The 17,228-nt window shown below is 73.4% G+C and carries 11 protein-coding genes; 4 read left to right on the top strand and 7 right to left on the bottom strand.

All coding sequences use genetic code 11. The features are described 5' to 3' along the window. Nucleotides 1-10 precede the first annotated feature (10 nt). The 4 genes from ACXET9_RS07785 to ACXET9_RS07770 form a co-directional block, all read right to left on the bottom strand. Nucleotides 11-1,315, bottom strand: a complete 1,305-nt coding sequence (locus ACXET9_RS07785) for an ABC transporter substrate-binding protein (RefSeq protein WP_457885949.1) — start codon at nt 1,313-1,315, stop codon at nt 11-13. A gap of 152 nt (nt 1,316-1,467) precedes the next feature. After that, nucleotides 1,468-2,493: a LacI family DNA-binding transcriptional regulator gene (locus ACXET9_RS07780; protein WP_457885947.1), complete on the bottom strand. Its 1,026-nt coding sequence runs from the start codon at nt 2,491-2,493 to the stop codon at nt 1,468-1,470. 495 nt (nt 2,494-2,988) lie between these two features. Further along, a complete protein-coding gene (gene galB / locus ACXET9_RS07775) occupies nt 2,989-5,877 on the bottom strand; it encodes a beta-galactosidase GalB (RefSeq protein ID WP_457885946.1) in 2,889 nt (962 codons plus the stop codon). A 324-nt stretch (nt 5,878-6,201) separates the two neighbouring features. Then, nucleotides 6,202-6,654 (bottom strand): hypothetical protein, encoded by a 453-nt coding sequence (locus tag ACXET9_RS07770; RefSeq protein WP_457886283.1) that lies wholly within the window; start codon nt 6,652-6,654, stop codon nt 6,202-6,204. 336 nt (nt 6,655-6,990) lie between these two features. On the opposite strand from ACXET9_RS07770, the gene ACXET9_RS07765 reads away from it, so the two are divergent. Continuing rightward, nucleotides 6,991-7,479 (top strand): PadR family transcriptional regulator, encoded by a 489-nt coding sequence (locus ACXET9_RS07765; protein WP_457886272.1) that lies wholly within the window; start codon nt 6,991-6,993, stop codon nt 7,477-7,479. A gap of 141 nt (nt 7,480-7,620) precedes the next feature. On the opposite strand, the gene ACXET9_RS07760 is transcribed toward ACXET9_RS07765, so the two are convergent. The 3 genes from ACXET9_RS07760 to manD form a co-directional block, all read right to left on the bottom strand. Continuing rightward, a complete protein-coding gene (locus ACXET9_RS07760) occupies nt 7,621-8,817 on the bottom strand; it encodes a sugar kinase (RefSeq protein WP_457885945.1) in 1,197 nt (398 codons plus the stop codon). Next, nucleotides 8,814-9,488 (bottom strand): bifunctional 4-hydroxy-2-oxoglutarate aldolase/2-dehydro-3-deoxy-phosphogluconate aldolase, encoded by a 675-nt coding sequence (locus ACXET9_RS07755; protein ID WP_457885944.1) that lies wholly within the window; start codon nt 9,486-9,488, stop codon nt 8,814-8,816. The genes ACXET9_RS07760 and ACXET9_RS07755 overlap by 4 nt, the downstream gene beginning before the upstream one ends. Nucleotides 9,489-9,561: 73 nt before the next feature. After that, on the bottom strand, nt 9,562-10,797 hold the full coding sequence (gene manD / locus ACXET9_RS07750) for a D-mannonate dehydratase ManD (protein ID WP_457885943.1): 1,236 nt from the start codon (nt 10,795-10,797) through the stop codon (nt 9,562-9,564). Nucleotides 10,798-11,185: 388 nt separating this feature from the next. On the opposite strand from manD, the gene ACXET9_RS07745 reads away from it, so the two are divergent. The 3 genes from ACXET9_RS07745 (at nt 11,186) to ACXET9_RS07735 (ending at nt 16,801) form a co-directional block, all read left to right on the top strand. After that, a complete protein-coding gene (locus ACXET9_RS07745) occupies nt 11,186-12,037 on the top strand; it encodes an IclR family transcriptional regulator (RefSeq protein ID WP_457885942.1) in 852 nt (283 codons plus the stop codon). Between the two features lie 415 nt (nt 12,038-12,452). Next, nucleotides 12,453-14,384, top strand: coding sequence for an ATP-binding protein (locus tag ACXET9_RS07740; RefSeq protein WP_457885941.1), 1,932 nt, complete (start codon nt 12,453-12,455; stop codon nt 14,382-14,384). Then, nucleotides 14,381-16,801, top strand: coding sequence for a hypothetical protein (locus ACXET9_RS07735; RefSeq protein ID WP_457885940.1), 2,421 nt, complete (start codon nt 14,381-14,383; stop codon nt 16,799-16,801). Before ACXET9_RS07740 ends, ACXET9_RS07735 begins: the two co-directional genes overlap by 4 nt. The last annotated feature ends 427 nt before the right edge of the window (nt 16,802-17,228 follow it).

Below are 17,228 nucleotides of genomic sequence, written 5' to 3'. Positions count from 1 at the left end.
CGGCCGACGGTCACTCGCCGGTGAGGTCGGCGCGGCCCGAGGCGTAGAAGTCGCCGAGCTCGGCCATGGCGTCGGCCGGGGTCTTCGAGCCGTTGATCAGCGACTGCATGGCGCTGACGACCTGGTCGTAGAAGCCGGCGACGGGCCAGTCCGGGTAGAAGGCCAGGCCGTCGGCCTCGTTGACGGCGGCGAAGTTCTCGGTGAGCTCGCGGGTGCGGTCGTCCTCGATGGTCGACGGATCGCCCGAGACCGGCAGGCCGCCGGTCTCGCCGAGGATCGCCTGGACCTCGTCGGACATGGTGATGTCGATGAAGTCGGCGGCGAGATCGGGGTTCGCGGCGTTGGTGGGGACGACCCACAGGTTGCCGGAGGAGCCGAGGGAGAGGTCGGCGCCGGGGAACAGGAACTGGCCCCAGTCATCGCTCATCTCGGCGACCAGGCGGCCGAACCACCAGGAGCCCGAGAACATGATCGGGTAGGTGCCGGAGATGAACGCGGTGCCCATGTCCTCGGCGGTCAGACCCGCGGTGTCGGCGTCGACGTAGCCCTTCTCGACCCAGTCGGCGAACTGCTGGGCGCCGGAGACGACGGGGTCGCCGGCCCAGTCGACGTCGCCGTCGAACAGCTGGTAGGCGTCGACGAAGGAGCGGTCGCCGTGGGCGAGGGCCAGCTGGTACCAGAGCTGCCCGGCCGGGTACTCGGCGCCCGCCATCGCCAGCGGCGTGGTCCCCGCGTCCTTGAAGGTCTGCAGGACGGTCTCGAACTCGTCGAGGGTGGTGGGCACGGCGACGCCCGCGGCGTCGAACATCGTCTTGTTGTAGTAGACGAGGACGTACTCGCCGTAGTTCGGCACGCCGTACCACTCGCCCGAGCCCATCAGGCCGTTCTCGTCGTAGCGCGCGGTGGTCTGGAGCGAGGCCGAAAGCTTCTGGTCCCAGCCCTTCTCGGTCGCGGCATCGGTCAGCGGCGAGAGCAGGCCCTGCGAGGCGAGCTGCCCGGCGGTCGAGTTGCCCTTGTTGTACTCCATGACGTCGGGGACGTCGTTGCCGGTCAGGACGATCTTCGCGTTCTTCTGGAGCTGCTCGAAGGTCTGCTTCTCGACGGTCACGGTGACATCGGGGTGCGCCTCCTTGAACAGCTCGATGGCGCGCGCCCAGGCCTGGCCCATGGCGGAGTCGTCGTTCTCGTAGTGCCAGATGACCAGCGAGCTGCCGTCGCCGGAACCGCCGCCGGAGCTGCAGGCGGAGAGTGCGGGCGCGGCGGCCGCTCCGAGAGCGGTGGCGGCGGCGAGGGTGGTGAAGTTCCTGCGCTTCATGACGTCCTTCTTCCTTGGAGGGTGTGCGGTGGTGCGGTGGTGCGGGATGTGCGGTGGTGCGGGGTGTGCGGTGGTGCAGAGGATGGTGAGGCGAGGGGGCGGCGTCGGCGGGTCCGACGACCGCGAGGAGGGGGTGCGGAGGGAGCGGCCGGTCAGGGGTGCGGGGCGAGCGAGCCGCCCTCGAAGGGGCCGCAGTCCACGAGGATCCGCGTCGGGGGCCGGTCGGGCTCCTCGATGCGGTCGAGCAGGGCGTCGACGGCGCTGCGTCCCATGGCCTCGCCCGGCGCCTGCCAGCCGGTCAGCGCGGGCGCGGTCATCGAGCCGTTTCGACGGCTGGAGACGACGCCGACGACGGACATCTCCTCCGGCAGCCGCACGCCCAGCACCCGCAGCTCGCCGACGAGGCCGATGACGGCGAGGTCGTTCATCGCGACCACGGCGTCGGGCAGCGGGCCGGCTCCGGCGGCGTGCAGCTCCTGCGCGAGGCGGCGCCCCGCGTCGGGCGAGGCGTCGACCGCGAACTCCCGATGCGCGATGCCGCGCTCGGCGGCGATCCGGACGAAGGCCTCGTGGGTGCGGACCGCCGGCCCATACCCGTCGGCCTCGAGCTCGGTGGAGCGCCCGAGGAAGGCGATATCGCGGTGGCCCGCGGCGATGAGCGTGCTCACCGCGGTCTCGACGGCGCCGTCGAAGTCGACGTCGACGAAGCTGAGATCGCCCGGCTCCCGGGTGCGGCCGACGGCGACCACCGGGGTGCCCTCGGCGACGAGGGCGTCGACGCGATCATCGTCCAGGCCGACCTCGACGAGCAGCACGCCATCGGCGTGACCTGCGGCGACGAGGTCGACGAGGCCGGCGGGCGCCTGCGCGCTCGCGATCGGCCAGACGGTGAGCTGATAGCCGCGCTCCGCCGCCCGGGCGTGCGCCCCGCGGACCACCTCGAAGACGGTCTCGCCGGCGCTGACGTCGAAGTCGGGCATGTGCAGGGCGAGGACCCGGGCCCGCCGGCTGGCGAGCGAGCGGGCCATGGCGTTGCGCCGGTAGCCCAGATCCGTCATCGCCCGCTGGATGCGCTCCCGGGCCGCGGCGGAGACCGGGCGGTCGCCGGAGAGCATGTAGGAGACGGTGCTCGGCGCGACGCCGGCATGCGCCGCCACATCGCTCATGGTCACTGCCATCGCGCCGTCTCCCCTCATCGGAATCGTCGTGCCGTCTCGTGTCGTGTCGTGTCGTGTCGTGTCGTGTCGAGTCGTATCGAGCCGCGTCTCGTCGTCTCGAGTCGCGTCTCGTCCCGCCGCGGGCCCCCGTCGTCGGGTGCCCGATGCCGAGCGTCGCGTCCCGGAGCCCTGCGCCGGGTCCGGTCCGGGCGGGTCGCCCGGCTCCGGTCCGACGCCTGCGTCAGGACCTGACATCCGCCGACGGGCCGGACGCTCCCGGGATGGGGGCGCCGACGAGACCGGCGGTGCTCGGCAGCCGGGGCGCCCGTCCGGGTGCTCCAGCGGCCAGCTGGTCGAAGCGCTTCGACCTTGTTGCGCGACCAGTCTGCGTCGCTTCTCGGGAGTTGTCAACGCCGCAGGCGGGACCCCCGCGCGAACGCGGCGATCCCGCCTGCGGCGAGAGGGGTGGCCCGAGGAGGGGCCGAGGACGGGACCGAGGAGGGCCGGAAGGAGCGGTCAGCGGACGATGCGGAGCTGCACCTCGGCGGGCTCGAGTCCGGCAGCCTCGACCCGCACGGTCACGACGGCGCCGGCCTCGTCGGCGCCGGCCTCGTCGGCCGTGCCGTCGAGGCCGCGCGGGCCGCGGACGACGGCGAGGGCCCGGCCGCTGAAGGCGCGGCGCTCGGGCGAGGGGAAGGCGACCAGGTCGGTGGGGTCGCCGTTGTCGGTCGCGACGAGCTCCGCCGGGCCGACGACGGAGAAGACCAGCAGGTCGGAGGCCGTCGGCACGGGGGTGCCGTCGGCGTCGACGACATGCGCGGAGACGTAGGCGAGGTCGCGGCCGTCGGCCCGGATCCCCTCGCGGTCCGCCGCGAGGACGAGGCGATGCCCGGGGCCGGCCGTGCGCACGGAGTCCTCCGCCCAGACCGCCCTGCTGTCCACGCCCGCGCCCGCGCCGCCATCGTGACCATCCTTCCAGGTCACGACGCGGATCTCGCCGGGGGTGTAGACGACCTCGTCCCAGCGCAGACGATGCTCGCCCGGGCCCTTGCGGCGGCGGCCCTGGGAGACGCCGTCGACGAAGAGCTCGCCCTCGTCGCCCGAGGTGAACACGTGCACGGGGGTCACCTCGCCCTCGCGCCCGGGCCAGGTCCAGTGCGGGAGGAGGTGGGCCGTCGGCTCGTCGGCGCGCCAGCGCGAGCGGTAGAGCCAGTAGCGGTCCTTCGGGAAGCCGGCGAGGTCGACGATGCCGGTGTAGGAGCTGCGGGCGCTGTAGTACGGGGTCGGCTCGCCGAGGTAGTCGAAGCCCGTCCACACGAACTCGCCGGCGACGTACGGGTGCGCATCCAGGGTCGCGAAGACCTTGTCGGCGGTGGATCCGAAGTCGACCGCATGCAGCTCGTAGGCGCTGACCAGGCAGTTCTCGTCGTCGGCCCCGCGACCGTCGCGCGCGGACGCGCTCTGCGCGGCGGACACCGGGAACAGGTAGGTGCCGCGGGTCGACAGTGCCGAGGAGGTCTCGGTGCCGAGGATCGGCGTGTCCGGGAAGGCCGCGCGGAACAGCGGGTACTGCGGGGGCGTGCGGATGCGGTCGGTGCCCTCGAACTCGGGCTCCTGGCGGATGCCCTCGCCCTGGTAGTTGATGCCGATGACGTCGACCTCCGCCGGCAGCGGCATATGCGGCTTGGCGTAGTTCATGGCGGTGGTGGTCAGTCGCGTCGGATCCTCGTCGTGCGCGATGCCGACGAGCCGGCGCGCGACGGCCGCACCCTCCTCCTCGGTGTACTGCTCGCCGACCTCGTTGCCGATGCCCCACAGCACGATCGAGGGATGGTTCGCGTCGCGGCGGATCATCGCCCGCAAATCGGCCTCATGCCAGTCGCCGAAGACGAGATGGAAGTCGAGGTCGGTCTTGCGCGCGTACCAGGAGTCGAAGACCTCGTCGAGGATCAGCATGCCCATGCGGTCGGCGAGGTCGAGCAGCTGCGGCGCCGGCGGGTTGTGCGCCATCCGCACCGCGTTCGCGCCCATCTCCTGCAGGATCTCCAGCTGCCGCTCGGCCGCGCGCACATGGAAGGCGGCGCCGAGAGCGCCCAGGTCATGATGGTTGTTGACGCCCTGGACGACGACCTTCCGACCGTTGACCTGCAGTCCCGCGTCGGCGTCCCAGCGGATGTCGCGGACGCCGAAGACGGTCTCCACCCGGTCCACGAGCTCGTCCCCGCGATGCACGCTCGTCACCGCGAGATAGCGGTGCGGCGCCTGCGCGGGCGACGGGCCCCACAGCGCGGGCGCGTCGATCCGGGCGCTCGCGCGCACGACGACGGGGTCGGCGGCGACGGCGGGGTCGGCGGCGGCGTCGGCCCCGGCAGCAGCGTCGGCCCCGGCAGCGGCGGCGTCGTCGGATCCGTCGGCGACGGGCAGGGCGACGGCGACCGGCTCGGTGCGCGCGACGACGGGGCCGACGGGCGCGTCGGCGCCGAGCGGGAGCGCATGGATCTCGGTGCTGACCAGCAGCTCGCTGCCGTCGGCCCTATCCCCGACCCTGCTTCCGTCGCCGGCTCCGGCCCCGCTTCCGCCGTCGGCTCCACCGTCGGCCCCGGCGCCGCGGACGCGCTCGAGGGTCGTGGCGATCTCGACGCGCGCGGTCTCGACGGAGACCTCCTGGGTGGTGACGCGGGTGCCCCAGTGGGCGATGCGCTCGGGCGCGGTCCGCACCAGGCGGACGTCGCGGAAGAGCCCGCCCCCGGGATACCAGCGGGCGGAGCGGGGCGGGTTGTCGAGCCGGATGGCCAGCAGGTTCGGGCCGTCGAGGTCGACGTACGGGGTCAGGTCCAGGCTCCAGCCGTTGTAGCCGTAGGGCCAGCCGCCGACGAGGCGGCCGTTGAGCCAGACCGTCGCATGGGACATGGCGCCGTCGACCTCGAGCGCGATCGCGCGACCGGCGTCGGCGGCGGTGATCGGCAGCTCGCGGCGGTACCAGCCGACGCCCCAGCTCTCGAGGCGGCCCATGCCGCCGAAGGGGCCGTCGACGAGGAACGGTCCGGCGATCGCCCAGTCGTGGGGGACGGAGACCTGCTCCCAGGTGGAGCCGTCGCGGTCGTCGAGGTCGATGCGGGCGGCGTCGGGCGCGACCTGCGGATCCTCGGCGGGTCGCCGGGAACGGTCGGAGGGGTCGGCGAGGAGCGGGGCCGCCGACGGCAGCACCCAGGGCTTCAGGCCGACGGCCTCTCCGGTCCCGTGGTCGACCTGCTCGGGGCGGGCGTCGGCATCCTTCCCGTCCTCGGCCTCGCCGAGCTCGGGACGGGTCTCGTAGTCGAGGGCGTGGTCGACGTCCTCCGGGGCGATGCGGCGGAAGCGCCAGCCATCGTCGAGCAGGAGGACATCGCGGGGGCAGGAGGTCATGAGTAGCAGGCTCCAGGGACGGGACCGGGGGTGGCGGACGGCGGGGAGGCGGCCGCGAGGAGGCGGACCGGCGTCGGGCGCTCCTCCTCGAGCATTGTGACCGATATCCTCTCGCAAACTTTCCGAGAGTTCTCGGTGACATGCCGTGCGCACGATCATGCCCGCTCGCCCGCGCGAGCGCCAGTCCTTCTCGCCAACTCGGACGATGACCGCCGACGAGGCGGGCCCCGCACATCGGAAACTTCACGCTCCACCGGTGGCGCCGACCGCCCTCAGGCCACCCCCGGGCCGCCCCCGGACCGCCTTCTCGAGATTCCTGACCGCTCACCCCTTGCTCTCGCCAGAGTTAGCGATATATCGTGATGCTGTCACGATACGAACTATGGAAGGAACGCAGACATGCGACAGCATCATGACGACACCGATCTGCTCCTCGACGAGCAGCGCGCTGACCGACGTCAGCACCACCACGATCACGATCGACACGACCATCACGATCACCAGGACCATCACGATCACCAGGACCATCACGACCACGGCGAGCGCCACGGCGATCCGCGGCGCGACGAACAGCGCGGCGAGCGGCGCGGGGGTCGACGCGGGGGTCCGCGCGGCGGCCGCGGTCGCTCCGGCCGCTTCGACGGTCGCGTCGACGGCCGTGTCGACGAGCGCTTCGGCGACGGCTACCGCTTCGTCCCCGGTTTCGGCCCGCGGCCCGGCTTCAGCCCGCACCCCGGCTTCGCGCCGCACCCCGGCGTCGACCCGCAGGCGGTCCACGAGGACCGTTCGGGCGAGGACTCGTCCGACGGCCGCGGCGGCTGGGGCGAGGGCCCCGGCCGCGGGGGCCGCGGCGGCCATGGAGGACGCGGGGGCCACGGCGGTCGGGGCGGCTTCGGCCCCGGAGGCCCGGGCGGTTTCGGTCCCGGCGGCCCGGGCGGCTTCGGTCCCGGCGGTCCCCGCGGCCCCTTCGGACCGGACGACGATTCCGAGGGCTTCGACTCGCGCGGCCCGCGCGATCCGCGAGACCCGCGCGGCCCCCACGGCCACGGCGGGCGGGGCCGGGGCGGACGCGGCCGGGGACGGCGTCCGCGCGGCGACGTCCGCACCGCGGTCCTGCTGCTGCTGAACGAGGAGCCGATGCACGGCTACCAGCTCATGCAGTCGATCGGCGAGCGCACTCAGGGTCGCTGGTCCCCCAGCCCCGGGGCCATCTACCCGACGATCTCGCAGCTCGAGGACGAGGGCCTCGTGGAGACCTCGAAGGAGGGCGGGCGCAAGCTCGCGACCCTCACCGACGCCGGCCGCGCCCACGTCGAGGAGCAGTCCGCCTCCTGGTCGGACCCCTTCGGCACTCCGGGCTCCGACGAGGAGCAGCTGCCCGACGTGCGCTTCGCGCTGCACGACCTCGGCGGCGCGGTCCGCGAGGCCGCCCGCTCGGCCGACGCCGCGCAGCTGGCCCAGGTCGTCGAGATCCTCGGCGACGCCCGCCGCTCGATCTACCGGATCCTCGCCGGCGACGCCCCCGCGGCTCCGACGGCGGACCCGTCGGCCCAGGCGGGCCCGTCGGCCCGGACCGAGCAGGACACCGAGGCCGACGGCTGAGCCGCCGCACCTCCGATCGGCCGCACGGCTGATCGCCCCACGACAGCGCCCCGGCGCAGAGGACGTGCTTCCGGCACGGACCCTGCGCCGGGGCGCTGCGCGTCCGACGGGTCGCGCGGGGCAGCGTCCGGAACCACGGTGTCAGCGGGAGACGGGGTCCGCCGTCCCGGAGGCGTGCTCGGCGAGGGCGAGGAGGTCGGCGGGGCGGGCGGCGCCCTCCCAGTCCCCCGCGCTCTGGCACATGATCGCGCCGCAGGCGTTGCCGCGCGCGAGACGGCCGGCGAGGTCGAGGCCCTCGAGCCGCGCGCTGAGATAGCCGGCGACGAAGGCATCGCCCGCACCGACGGTGTCGACGACGTGCACGCGATGCGGTGCGGCCCGCACGATCGGCGCGTCGGCCGACGATGCACCGGTGGCGACGCCGGTATCGAGCGCCCAGGCGCCCTCGCTCCCCCGCTTGTCGACGACCTCGCCGATGCCGTGGCCGGCGAGGAGGCGGAGCAGCCGCTCCTCCCCCGCATCGTCGGCCGGGCCGACGGACGCGACCGGGCCGATGGCGGCGGCCGAGACGGCGGCCGCACCGTCGGCCGAGCCCGCGCCGTCGGCCGGGCCGACGAGAGCGCGGGCCATGTCCTCGACGGTGCGGCCCTCGAGGCCGGCGGCGATGAGGACGAGCTCCTCGGCACCGCCGAAGAGAATGTCGCAGCGCCGGGCGAGCTCGGCGAGGATCGGTGCGGCGTCGTCGGCGGAGGCGAGGGCCGAGCGGTGGTTCACGTCGAGGCTGACCGCGACGCCGGCCGCTCGGGCGCGGTCGGCGACGGCCAGGACGGTCCGTCGGGCGGTCTCCGAGAGCAGCGGGGTGATGCCCGTGAGATGCACGATCGCAGCGCCCTCGACGAGGCCGTCCGGCAGATCCTCGGCGGCGATCATGGAGCCGGCGGAGCCTGCACGGTAGTACCGCACCCGGGTCGAGCCGGGCCGCGGATGGGACTTCACCATGAGGCCCGTCGGGCGCTCCGGGTCGACGACCGCGCGGACGTCGACACCCTCGGCGCGGATCTCCCGCAGCACGCGGTCGCCCAGCTCATCGGCTCCGACGCGCCCGACCCAGGCGACATCGGCGCCGAGCCGCGCCAGACCGATCGCCGCATTGGACTCGGCGCCGCCGACGCCGATATCGAGGCTCGGAAGGTGCACGAGGGAGCCGACGCCGGGAGCGCGCAGCAGCGCCATCGTCTCCCCCAGGGTGACGATCCGCCCGCCCGAGCCGCCCCGTCGGCCGCGCGGTGCGGTACCCGGCAGGCCGTCGACGCCGGAGCCGAACCGTCGGCCGCTCATGCGGTCCCGCCGGGGGCGCAGGCCGCGACGAACTCGCGGGCGCGGGCGGCGAGGGCCGTGAGGCTGCCGCCCTTCAGGGCGTCGCCGAGCAGCGGTCCGCCGACGGAGACGGCGTCGGCGCCGGCCTCGAGCCAGGCGACCGCAGCCGCGAGGTCGACGCCGCCGGAGGGCACGACCCGCAGCTCGGGGAAGGGCCCGCGGAGGTCCTTCACATACCCCGGACCGACCTGCCCGGCCGGGAAGACCTTCACGGCGCTCGCGCCGAGCCGCCAGCCGGCGTGCAGCTCGGTCGGGGTCAGCCCGCCGGGGACGATCGGGAGGCCGCGGCCGACGGACGCGCTGATCACAGCGGGATCCGTCACCGGCGTGACGAGATAGGCGGCACCGCCGTCGGCCGCGCGGACGGCCTGCTCGACCTCGACGACGGTCCCGACGCCCAGGTCGACGGTCCCCGCATAGCGGGCGACGAGATCCGGGAGGGCGTCGAGGGTGCCGGGGGTGGTCAGGGTCAGCTCGACGCTCGCGACACCGGCCTCGGCGAGCGCGTCGAGGACCGCCGGGTACTGGGCGGCGTCGCTCCCGCGCACGACGACCACGAGGCGCGTCGCGAGGGTGCGCGCCGGCAGCGCGAGACGGGCGGCGGGGGCGGGCTGGGACGGGGGCTGGGTCATCGGTGATCCTCGGTCTCGCGGTCGGGGGGCGGCGGCGTCGGGCGCTCGGGGGCTGCCGGCGTCGGGCGCTCGGTCACCAGTCGTGGACGGTGCCGTCGCGCAGACGGTTCACCGGCAGGTAGGCGGGCTCGTAGGGGTGCGCGGCCGCGGCGTCCTCATCGAGGTCGACGCCGAGCCCGGGGGTATCGCCCGGGTGCAGGAGCCCATCGGCGACCGTCGCCGACGTCGAGAAGACCGACAGCGTCGTCGCCGAGTGCGGCATGTGCTCCTGGATGCCGAAGTTGTGGATCGCGAGGCCCAGGTGCAGGTTCGCGGCCATGCCCACCGGGGACACGTCCGTCGGACCGTGGAAGCCGGAGCGGATCCCGTAGACGGCCGCGAAGGACATGATCTGGCGCAGATGCGTGATGCCGCCGGCATGCGTCGCGGACGAGCGGACGTAGTCGATCAGCCGCTCGGTGATGAGGGTCTGGTAGTCGTGGACCGAGTTGAGGACCTCGCCGATCGCGAGCGGCGTGGTCGAGTGCTGACGCACGAGCCGCAGCGCGGTCTGGTCCTCGGCGGGCGTGCAGTCCTCGAGCCAGAACGGGTCGTAGGGCTCGATGGACTTCGCCAGGCGCGCAGCCTCCAGCGGACTCATCCGATGATGCCCGTCATGGAGGATCCGCAGGTCACCGCCGAACTCCGAGCGGACCGCCTCGAAGACCGTCGGCAGATGACGGAGATAGGCCGCGGTGTCCCAGACCTCCTCCTGCGGACGCAGCGGCCCTCCGCCGACGCGCCCCGCCGGCTCGTACTCGTACTTCCCGCCGGGCTCGGCGTCATGGACGCCGTAGATCTGCCCGAGCCCCGGCACGCCCGCCTGGATGCGGACCGCCCGGAAGCCGTCGTCGACATAGCCGTGCACCGCCTCGAGCAGATGCTCGACGGTCGTGCCCGACGCATGCACGTATGCGAGCAGACCCGTGCGGGACGCCCCGCCGAGCAGCTTGTACAGCGGCGCCCCCGCCTTCTTCGCGGCGATGTCCCACAGCGCCATGTCGATCGCGGCGATCGCGCTCATCGTCACCGGTCCGCGCCGCCAGTAGGGCCCGCGGTAGAGGTACTGCCAGATGCTCTCGATCTGCGACTCGTCCCGCCCGATCAGGGTGGGGGCGACATGATCGCGCAGGTAGGAGGCGACGGCGAGCTCACGGCCGTTCAGGGTGCCGTCGCCCCAGCCGATCACGCCGTCGGACGTCGTGATCTTCGCGGTGACGAAGTTGCGGCCGGGGCTGGTGACGATCACGTCGATGCGTTCGATGGCCATGGGAGGCGAGGATCCTTCGGTGCGACGGTGCAGGAGGGTGGTGGTGCGGGTGCGGGTGCGGGTGGTGCGGGTGCGGGTGGTGCGAGTGGTGCGGGGAGCCGACGGGCGGAGCTGACAGCTGGAGCCGACGGGCGGAGCTACGGCGCTCCACCCTCTTTGCGTTCCGCATCGTGGAATACTGGTTCCGCATTCCGCAATACATGGCGAGGATAGCCCTGGTCCGCCCGCGAGGGCAACGACCGTCCGTCCGCTCGTCCACCGTCCCACCTGCCCGCCCGTCGTCCCGCTTGCCGCCCTGCCCGTCGTCCAGCTCGTCGTCCAGCTCGTCGTCCCGCTCGTCGTCCCGCTCGTCGTCCCGCTCGTCGTCCCGCTCGCCCGAGGAGACCCGATGACCCCGTCCGCTGAACTCCCCGCCACGTCGTCGGCCGCGTCGTCGGTCGCGTCGTCGGCCGCATCGTCGGCCACGTCGTCGGCTGACGTTCCCGCTTCGCCCGTCGGCAGCGTCGACAAGGCGCTGCTGCTGCTCGAGGCCCTCGCGGACGTCGGCCCCGATGGCGCTCCCCTCGGCGTCCTCGCCGCGACGACCGGCTTCTCGAAGGCATCGGTCCACCGTCTGCTGGGCGCTCTCGCCCACCGGGACTTCGCCGCCCAGAACCCCTCTGACCAGCACTATCGCATCGGCTCCGCCGCCATGGCGCTGTCCCGCTCCACCGCACGCGAGGAGAACCTGCCGGTGCTCTTCGCGCCCGCGCTCGCGAGCATCTCCCGTCGGGTCGACGAGCTCGTGCACCTCGGCCGCCTCGACGGCGCCCACGTGCTCTACCTCGACAAGGTCGAGCCCGAGCGCACCCTGCGCGTCTGGTCCGAGGTCGGCAAGCGCACGCCCGCCGGCCGCACCGCCCTCGGCCGGGCGATGCTCGCGGCCGACGGCGTCCGCGGTCCCGCCCTCGCCCCCTACGCCGACGCCACCGCCGCACCGGGCGGCGCGACCCTCGACGCCGACGCCCTCGCGCAGGTCATCGACGAGACCGCCGCGCGGGGCTGGTCCATGGAGTGCGAGGAGAACGAGCCCGGGATCGCCTGCGTGGGAGTGGCCCTCGTGCGCCCCGACGGACGCTCCGCCGCCGTCAGCGTGACCGGCCCGGTCGAACGCATGGGCCCCGAGCGCCGCGCCGAGGTCGCCGCCCTGCTGCGCGAAGAGCTCGAACGGCTCGCACCCGCGGGGTTCGCGGTGGCGTGAGGGGGCCAGCACGGGCTCGGGTGGCACTCAAGAGGTCGAGTGGCCGGAAACCCCCGGAAATAGAGCGCTTCAGCTACTGCTGAGGGACACTCGCCGCTTTCAGCAAGATCCTCAGCCCACCCCAGCCCTCCCCAGCCCTCCCGCGAAGGGACCGCCCCGTCGAGTGGCCGGAAACCCCCGGAAATGGAGCGCTTCAGCTACTGCTGAGGGACACTGCTCCCCCTCCCCTCAGAGGACGCCCCGCCCACGCAGAGCGCACTCCGCTCGCACAGAGGGCACTCCAGCCCGCGCAGAGGGAACCCCCGCCCTCGCAGAGCTCGCTCCCGCCCACCCCGAAGACACCCAACCCCCACGCCGAGCACTCTCATCCACACAGGGGACACGCCCTCTCGCTCCCCGGCCTATCCTTCGGCCTATGTCAGGAGCCGCTGAGAACTTCCAGGTCGACCTGCGGGGGATCGTCGAGATCCTGTCGCACAACCTGTACTCGAGTCCGCGCGTCTACGTGCGGGAGCTGATCCAGAACGCGCGGGACGCGGTCGTCGCGCGCGGCGGGGTGACGCCGCCCGGCCAGGCGATGCCGCGCAGCGAAGGGATCTCCCCCGCCGAGGGGCTTCCGCCCGTCGAGCTGATCGTGGATCCGGAGCGGGGCGAGCTCATGGTGCGCGATTACGGCGTCGGCCTCACCGAAGCCGACGCACGGAATCTGCTGTCCACGATCGGCGCGTCCAGCAAGAGGGAGGAGCTCGCCGCGGTGCGCCGCGAGTTCCTCGGCCAGTTCGGGATCGGCCTGCTGTCCTGCTTCCTCGTGGCGGACCGGATCGAGGTGACCTCCCTCAGCGCCCTCGATCCGCAGGCGCGGACCATGCACTGGGTCGGCCATGGCGACGGCACCTTCACCGTCGGACCGGCGGCGGAGCCGCTCACCGAGCCCGGCAGCCTGGTGCGGGTGCGCGCGAGGGCGGACGACGCCGAATGGGTCCGTGCCGACCGCGTTCACGCCCTCGCCCGCGAGTACGCGTCCCTGCTCGACATCCCGATCACGTTCGCCGTCGTCGGCGATCCTCGCCCCGCCGTCGCGGTCAGCGAGCACCCTGCCCCGTGGGACCTGACCGAGCAGGCTGCCGCCGGCTGGTGCGAGGACGCCTTCGGCTTCGTCCCGCTGACGAGCATCCCCGTGGACGTGCCCCTGCTGGGCCTGCGCGGCATCGCCTTCGTGACCGGCGCGGCGAGTCCCGGGCGCGGGCGCGCGGGGGATCGCGTGTTCTCGCACGGCATGGCGGTCGCGGCGGACAACACCCAGCTCGTGCCCGAATGGGTCAGCTTCGCGCGGGTCGCCGTCGAGGCGGGGTCGCTCGGACTCACCGCCTCGCGCGAATCGCTGAACGACTCCGCCGCCCTCGAGGCCGCCCGCACCGAGATCGGCGACCAGATCCGGGCGGGCATCGAATCCCTCGCTACCGGGGAGCCGGAGGTCTTCTCGCAGTTCGTCGAGGTGCATGGGCAGAGCCTGCTCGCGCTCGCCGTCGCGCACCCGCAGATGCTGGACTTCGTCGCCAGGCACCTCACCTGGGAGACCAGCGCCGGTCCGATGCGGCTGGTCGAGATGCCGGCGCGGATCACGATCACCGCCGACGACCGCGAGTTCAGCACCTATGCCCCGCTCGTGCAGGCGCAGGGGGACCTGCTCGTCAACGGCTCCTACACCCACGGCGCGGCCATGCTCCGGGCGTATGACCAGGCGCAGGACCGCCTCACCGCCCGCGATTTCGCGCTGTCGGAGCTCCTGGAGCGGCTGGCGGCCCCGCGCGCCGAGGATGCGGACCTCGCCGAGCAGATCGGCACGGCCGCGCGCCGCGTGCTGGACATGCGGGGCGTGGCGGTCGAGGTGCGGTCCTTCCGCCCCGTCTCACGGCTCGTGCTCCATGTCCCGGGGCGCGCCGCGGGCTTCGTGTTCGACGACGCCGACGACGATCCGTGGGCCGAGCTGCTCGGCGGCGCATCGGACGGCGCGGGCATCGACGGAGCGAGCTCCGACGGCTCGAGCATCGCCAGCACGACCGTCGGCGGCTCGGGCGTCGGCGGGGCGAAAAACACCCGACCCACGCTCGTCCTCAACCTCCGCGCCGAGGCGGTGCGCGCCCTCGGCGGGAACCTCGCCGCGGCCGCCCGGGACCACGCGATCCAGGCGCTGCACCTGCTGAGCCTGCTGCAGGCCGGCATCCGGCTGCACGCCGAGGAGCAGGCGGAGCTCGCCACCGCGCTCGAGACGCTGCTGCTGTCGGCGGCGACGACGACGACGACGACGACCAGCGCACCACGATCGACCACGAAGGACAGGGGATGACGATGATCCGATACGACGACGTCAGCGGGCTCACCGGCGAGAAGGCGCAGCGCGTGCGCGCGCTCATCGACCGCAGCGGCGAGCTCTGGGACATGCCCGACGACCTCGGGAAGATCCGCGCCTGGGAGGAGCAGATCGCCGCCTGCGAGGAGGAAGGGGTCCCGCATCTTGCGGCGAGCGCGCGCTTCGGCCAGTACTCGCTGCTCAGCATGGCGGGCATGGCGAAGGAGTCGCTGGCCGCGTTCGCCCGGCTCATGCAGTTGACCAGCCGCTACGGCGACCACATCCACCCGGCCAACCTGAGGCGGTTCCTCGGCGGGGCGGCCGACCTCGTCGTCGTGGCGGAGGAGGATCCGTCCCTGCCCCGCCCGCAGCTCGAGCGGGTCGTCGAGCTCGTCGAGCAGCAGACGAGAGTCCACGGGTTCGACCTCGCCTCCATCATGCTCGCGCGCGCCTCGCTCGCCGCGGTCTTCGGCGAGCAGGAGCGGACGCTCGAGCTCCTGGATGCGTGGCAGGGCATCGGCAGCCCCGATTGGCCCGCGCTGGACACCAGCACCATCACGCGAGAGATCATGCTGCTGGAGCCCTTCGACCCGGCCGCCGCCGCGGAGACGCTCGCCCGGCGACTCGCCACGATCGGCGCGGACCTCGGGAGGATCGACCGAGATCGGGAGGACTACGACCAGATCGTGCTGCTGCAGGTGTTCCTCGGGTCGCTGTCCGCGCGCGCCGGGCGGAAGGACGTCGCCGCCCGCATCGGCGACGAACTCCTCACCCAGTTCAGCGTCGATGAGCTCGTGCGCACGGCGACCATCAGAGACCTGCTGGTCGTGCTGGAGCATCGGCCGGACGACGCCCGCATCGTCGCGGACGTCGGACTCGGATCCAGCCCGCTCGATCCCGGGCCGTGGCGGCTCCACGCCGCCCTCGCTCGCAGCCGTGCGCTCGAGGATCCGACGGGAGAGGAGGCCGCCCTGCTGCGCGAGCTGGCCGCGGAAGGTGCCGCGGCGCACGATGCGCGCGGCGGGACCGACATCCACTCCCGGGAGCTGCAGGACTTCTGGTTCGCGGACCTTCCGCCCGTCAGCCCCGACGGGCGGGCCGACGGGTCCGACGGGCGGGCTGGCGGGTCCGACGGGCGGGCTGGCGGGTCCGACGGGCGGGCCAGCGGGTCCGACGGGCGGGCCAGCGGGTCCGACGGGCGGGCCAGCGGGTCCGACGGGCGGGCCAGCGGCTCGGCCGATGGGCGGGCCGCCGGCTCGGCCGACGCACCGGGCGAGGATCGGGCCGAACGGATCCTGCGCGCCGGCTGGCTCGCGCGTCGGACCTCGCCGGTGGGTCTCGACTCCATACCTGCCGCGCTCCAGGACGACTACCTGGCGCTCTACGCGCAGGCATCGGCAATCAGCGAATGCGAGTCCGAGGAGGAGGCCGAGGCGCTCGTCGCCGCCACGATCGCCCGCAGCCGAGAACTGAAAGTGCCGGCGGCGGCGTTCGCCGCGCGGCTCATGCACACGATCTTCGCCTACTCGACCGGAGATCAGGCGGCTCTCGCGCTGCGCTACGAGGAAGCGCAGAAGGTCCAGCCCCTCGCCGTCGGCGGCACCTACCCGGCGTTCGAGAAGGCTGCCGCGGGCCTCTTCCTCCCCGTGGTCCTCACCGCCCTCGAGGAGCCCTCGGTCCCCCTGGACCGGATCGACCGCATCATCGCTGCGGAGACCGAGCTGCGCGCCCTGACGGGCAAGCCGACGACCCCGATCGCGATCGCTCGGCTGGCTCGCGCCGTCCACCTGATGGACCTCGGCAGGCTCACTGAGGTCGAGCCGCTGCTGCAGGAGGTCCATGCGCGTCTCGACGCCGAAGCGGGCGACGTCGACCGCTTCGACATGCTCCTCGACCTCGCACAGATCCTGGTGCCCGTGGACCCCGGCGCCGTCCCCGGCCTGGTGGCGGAGGTGCTGGAGAAGTCCCACGACCCGGCCCAGCAGCAGGCGGCGCTCACGTGGACGGTGTGGATCTCGCTGCGGAACGGGCTCCCTGAGGGGGAGGGCACCACCGGACAGAGCTCGAGGGTGCGCGATGCAGAAGCTCTCGTCGCACAGCTCGAGGAGGACGATCACGACCTCGAGACGGTAGGGAACCTGCCGCGCTCGGTCCTGCTCGAGGTCGCGTCCCAGGTCCCGGGGGCGCTCGACGAGGTGCTCGACAGCGCGCTCGCGGAGGCGGACGCCGGAGAGGTTGCCCCCTTGGACACCTACGCGGGGGCCGCGCGGGTCCTGCTCGCCCGCGCCCCGTCCGACGAACGCGGCCTGCAGCTGCGAGAGAGCGCCCAGAAGATCGCCGAGGCCCTGGATCGGCGCAACGGCAGCACCGTGCAGTCGGAGCGGCTCCGTGCGAGGTACTTCCCGGAGGGGTGACGGGCCGACTCGACGAGCACGTCCTCTCACCTGAGCACGTCCTCTCACCCGAGCACGTCCTCTCACCTGAGCACGTCCTCTCACCTGAGCACGTGCCAGTGCACTCGAGCGCGCCTCTCAGCCTCCACCGGGCAGAACCCCCCGGAAATGGAGCGCTTCAGCTACTGCTGAGGGCCACTCCCCCGGCGACGAGGGAAACTGCCCGACCCTCAGACGGGATCAACCCGACCCGCAAGGAGAAACCGCCCGCCCCGGCGAGAAAAGAGGAAAGCCGCCCGGCCTCGAGGCGAACGCTCGAAGCCGGGCAGCCCACCGGGCAGAAACCCCCAGAAATGGAGCGCTTCAGCTACTGCTGCGGGACACTCAGCGCCCGCGATGACGCTCGCGCTCCTTCGAGGCCGCTCGAGCGCTCCCCCGTGGAGGGATC

It is taken from the genome of Brachybacterium netajii (SeqCode) (genome assembly GCF_054114245.1).
This window is presented reverse-complemented; position numbering and strand designations above follow the sequence as displayed.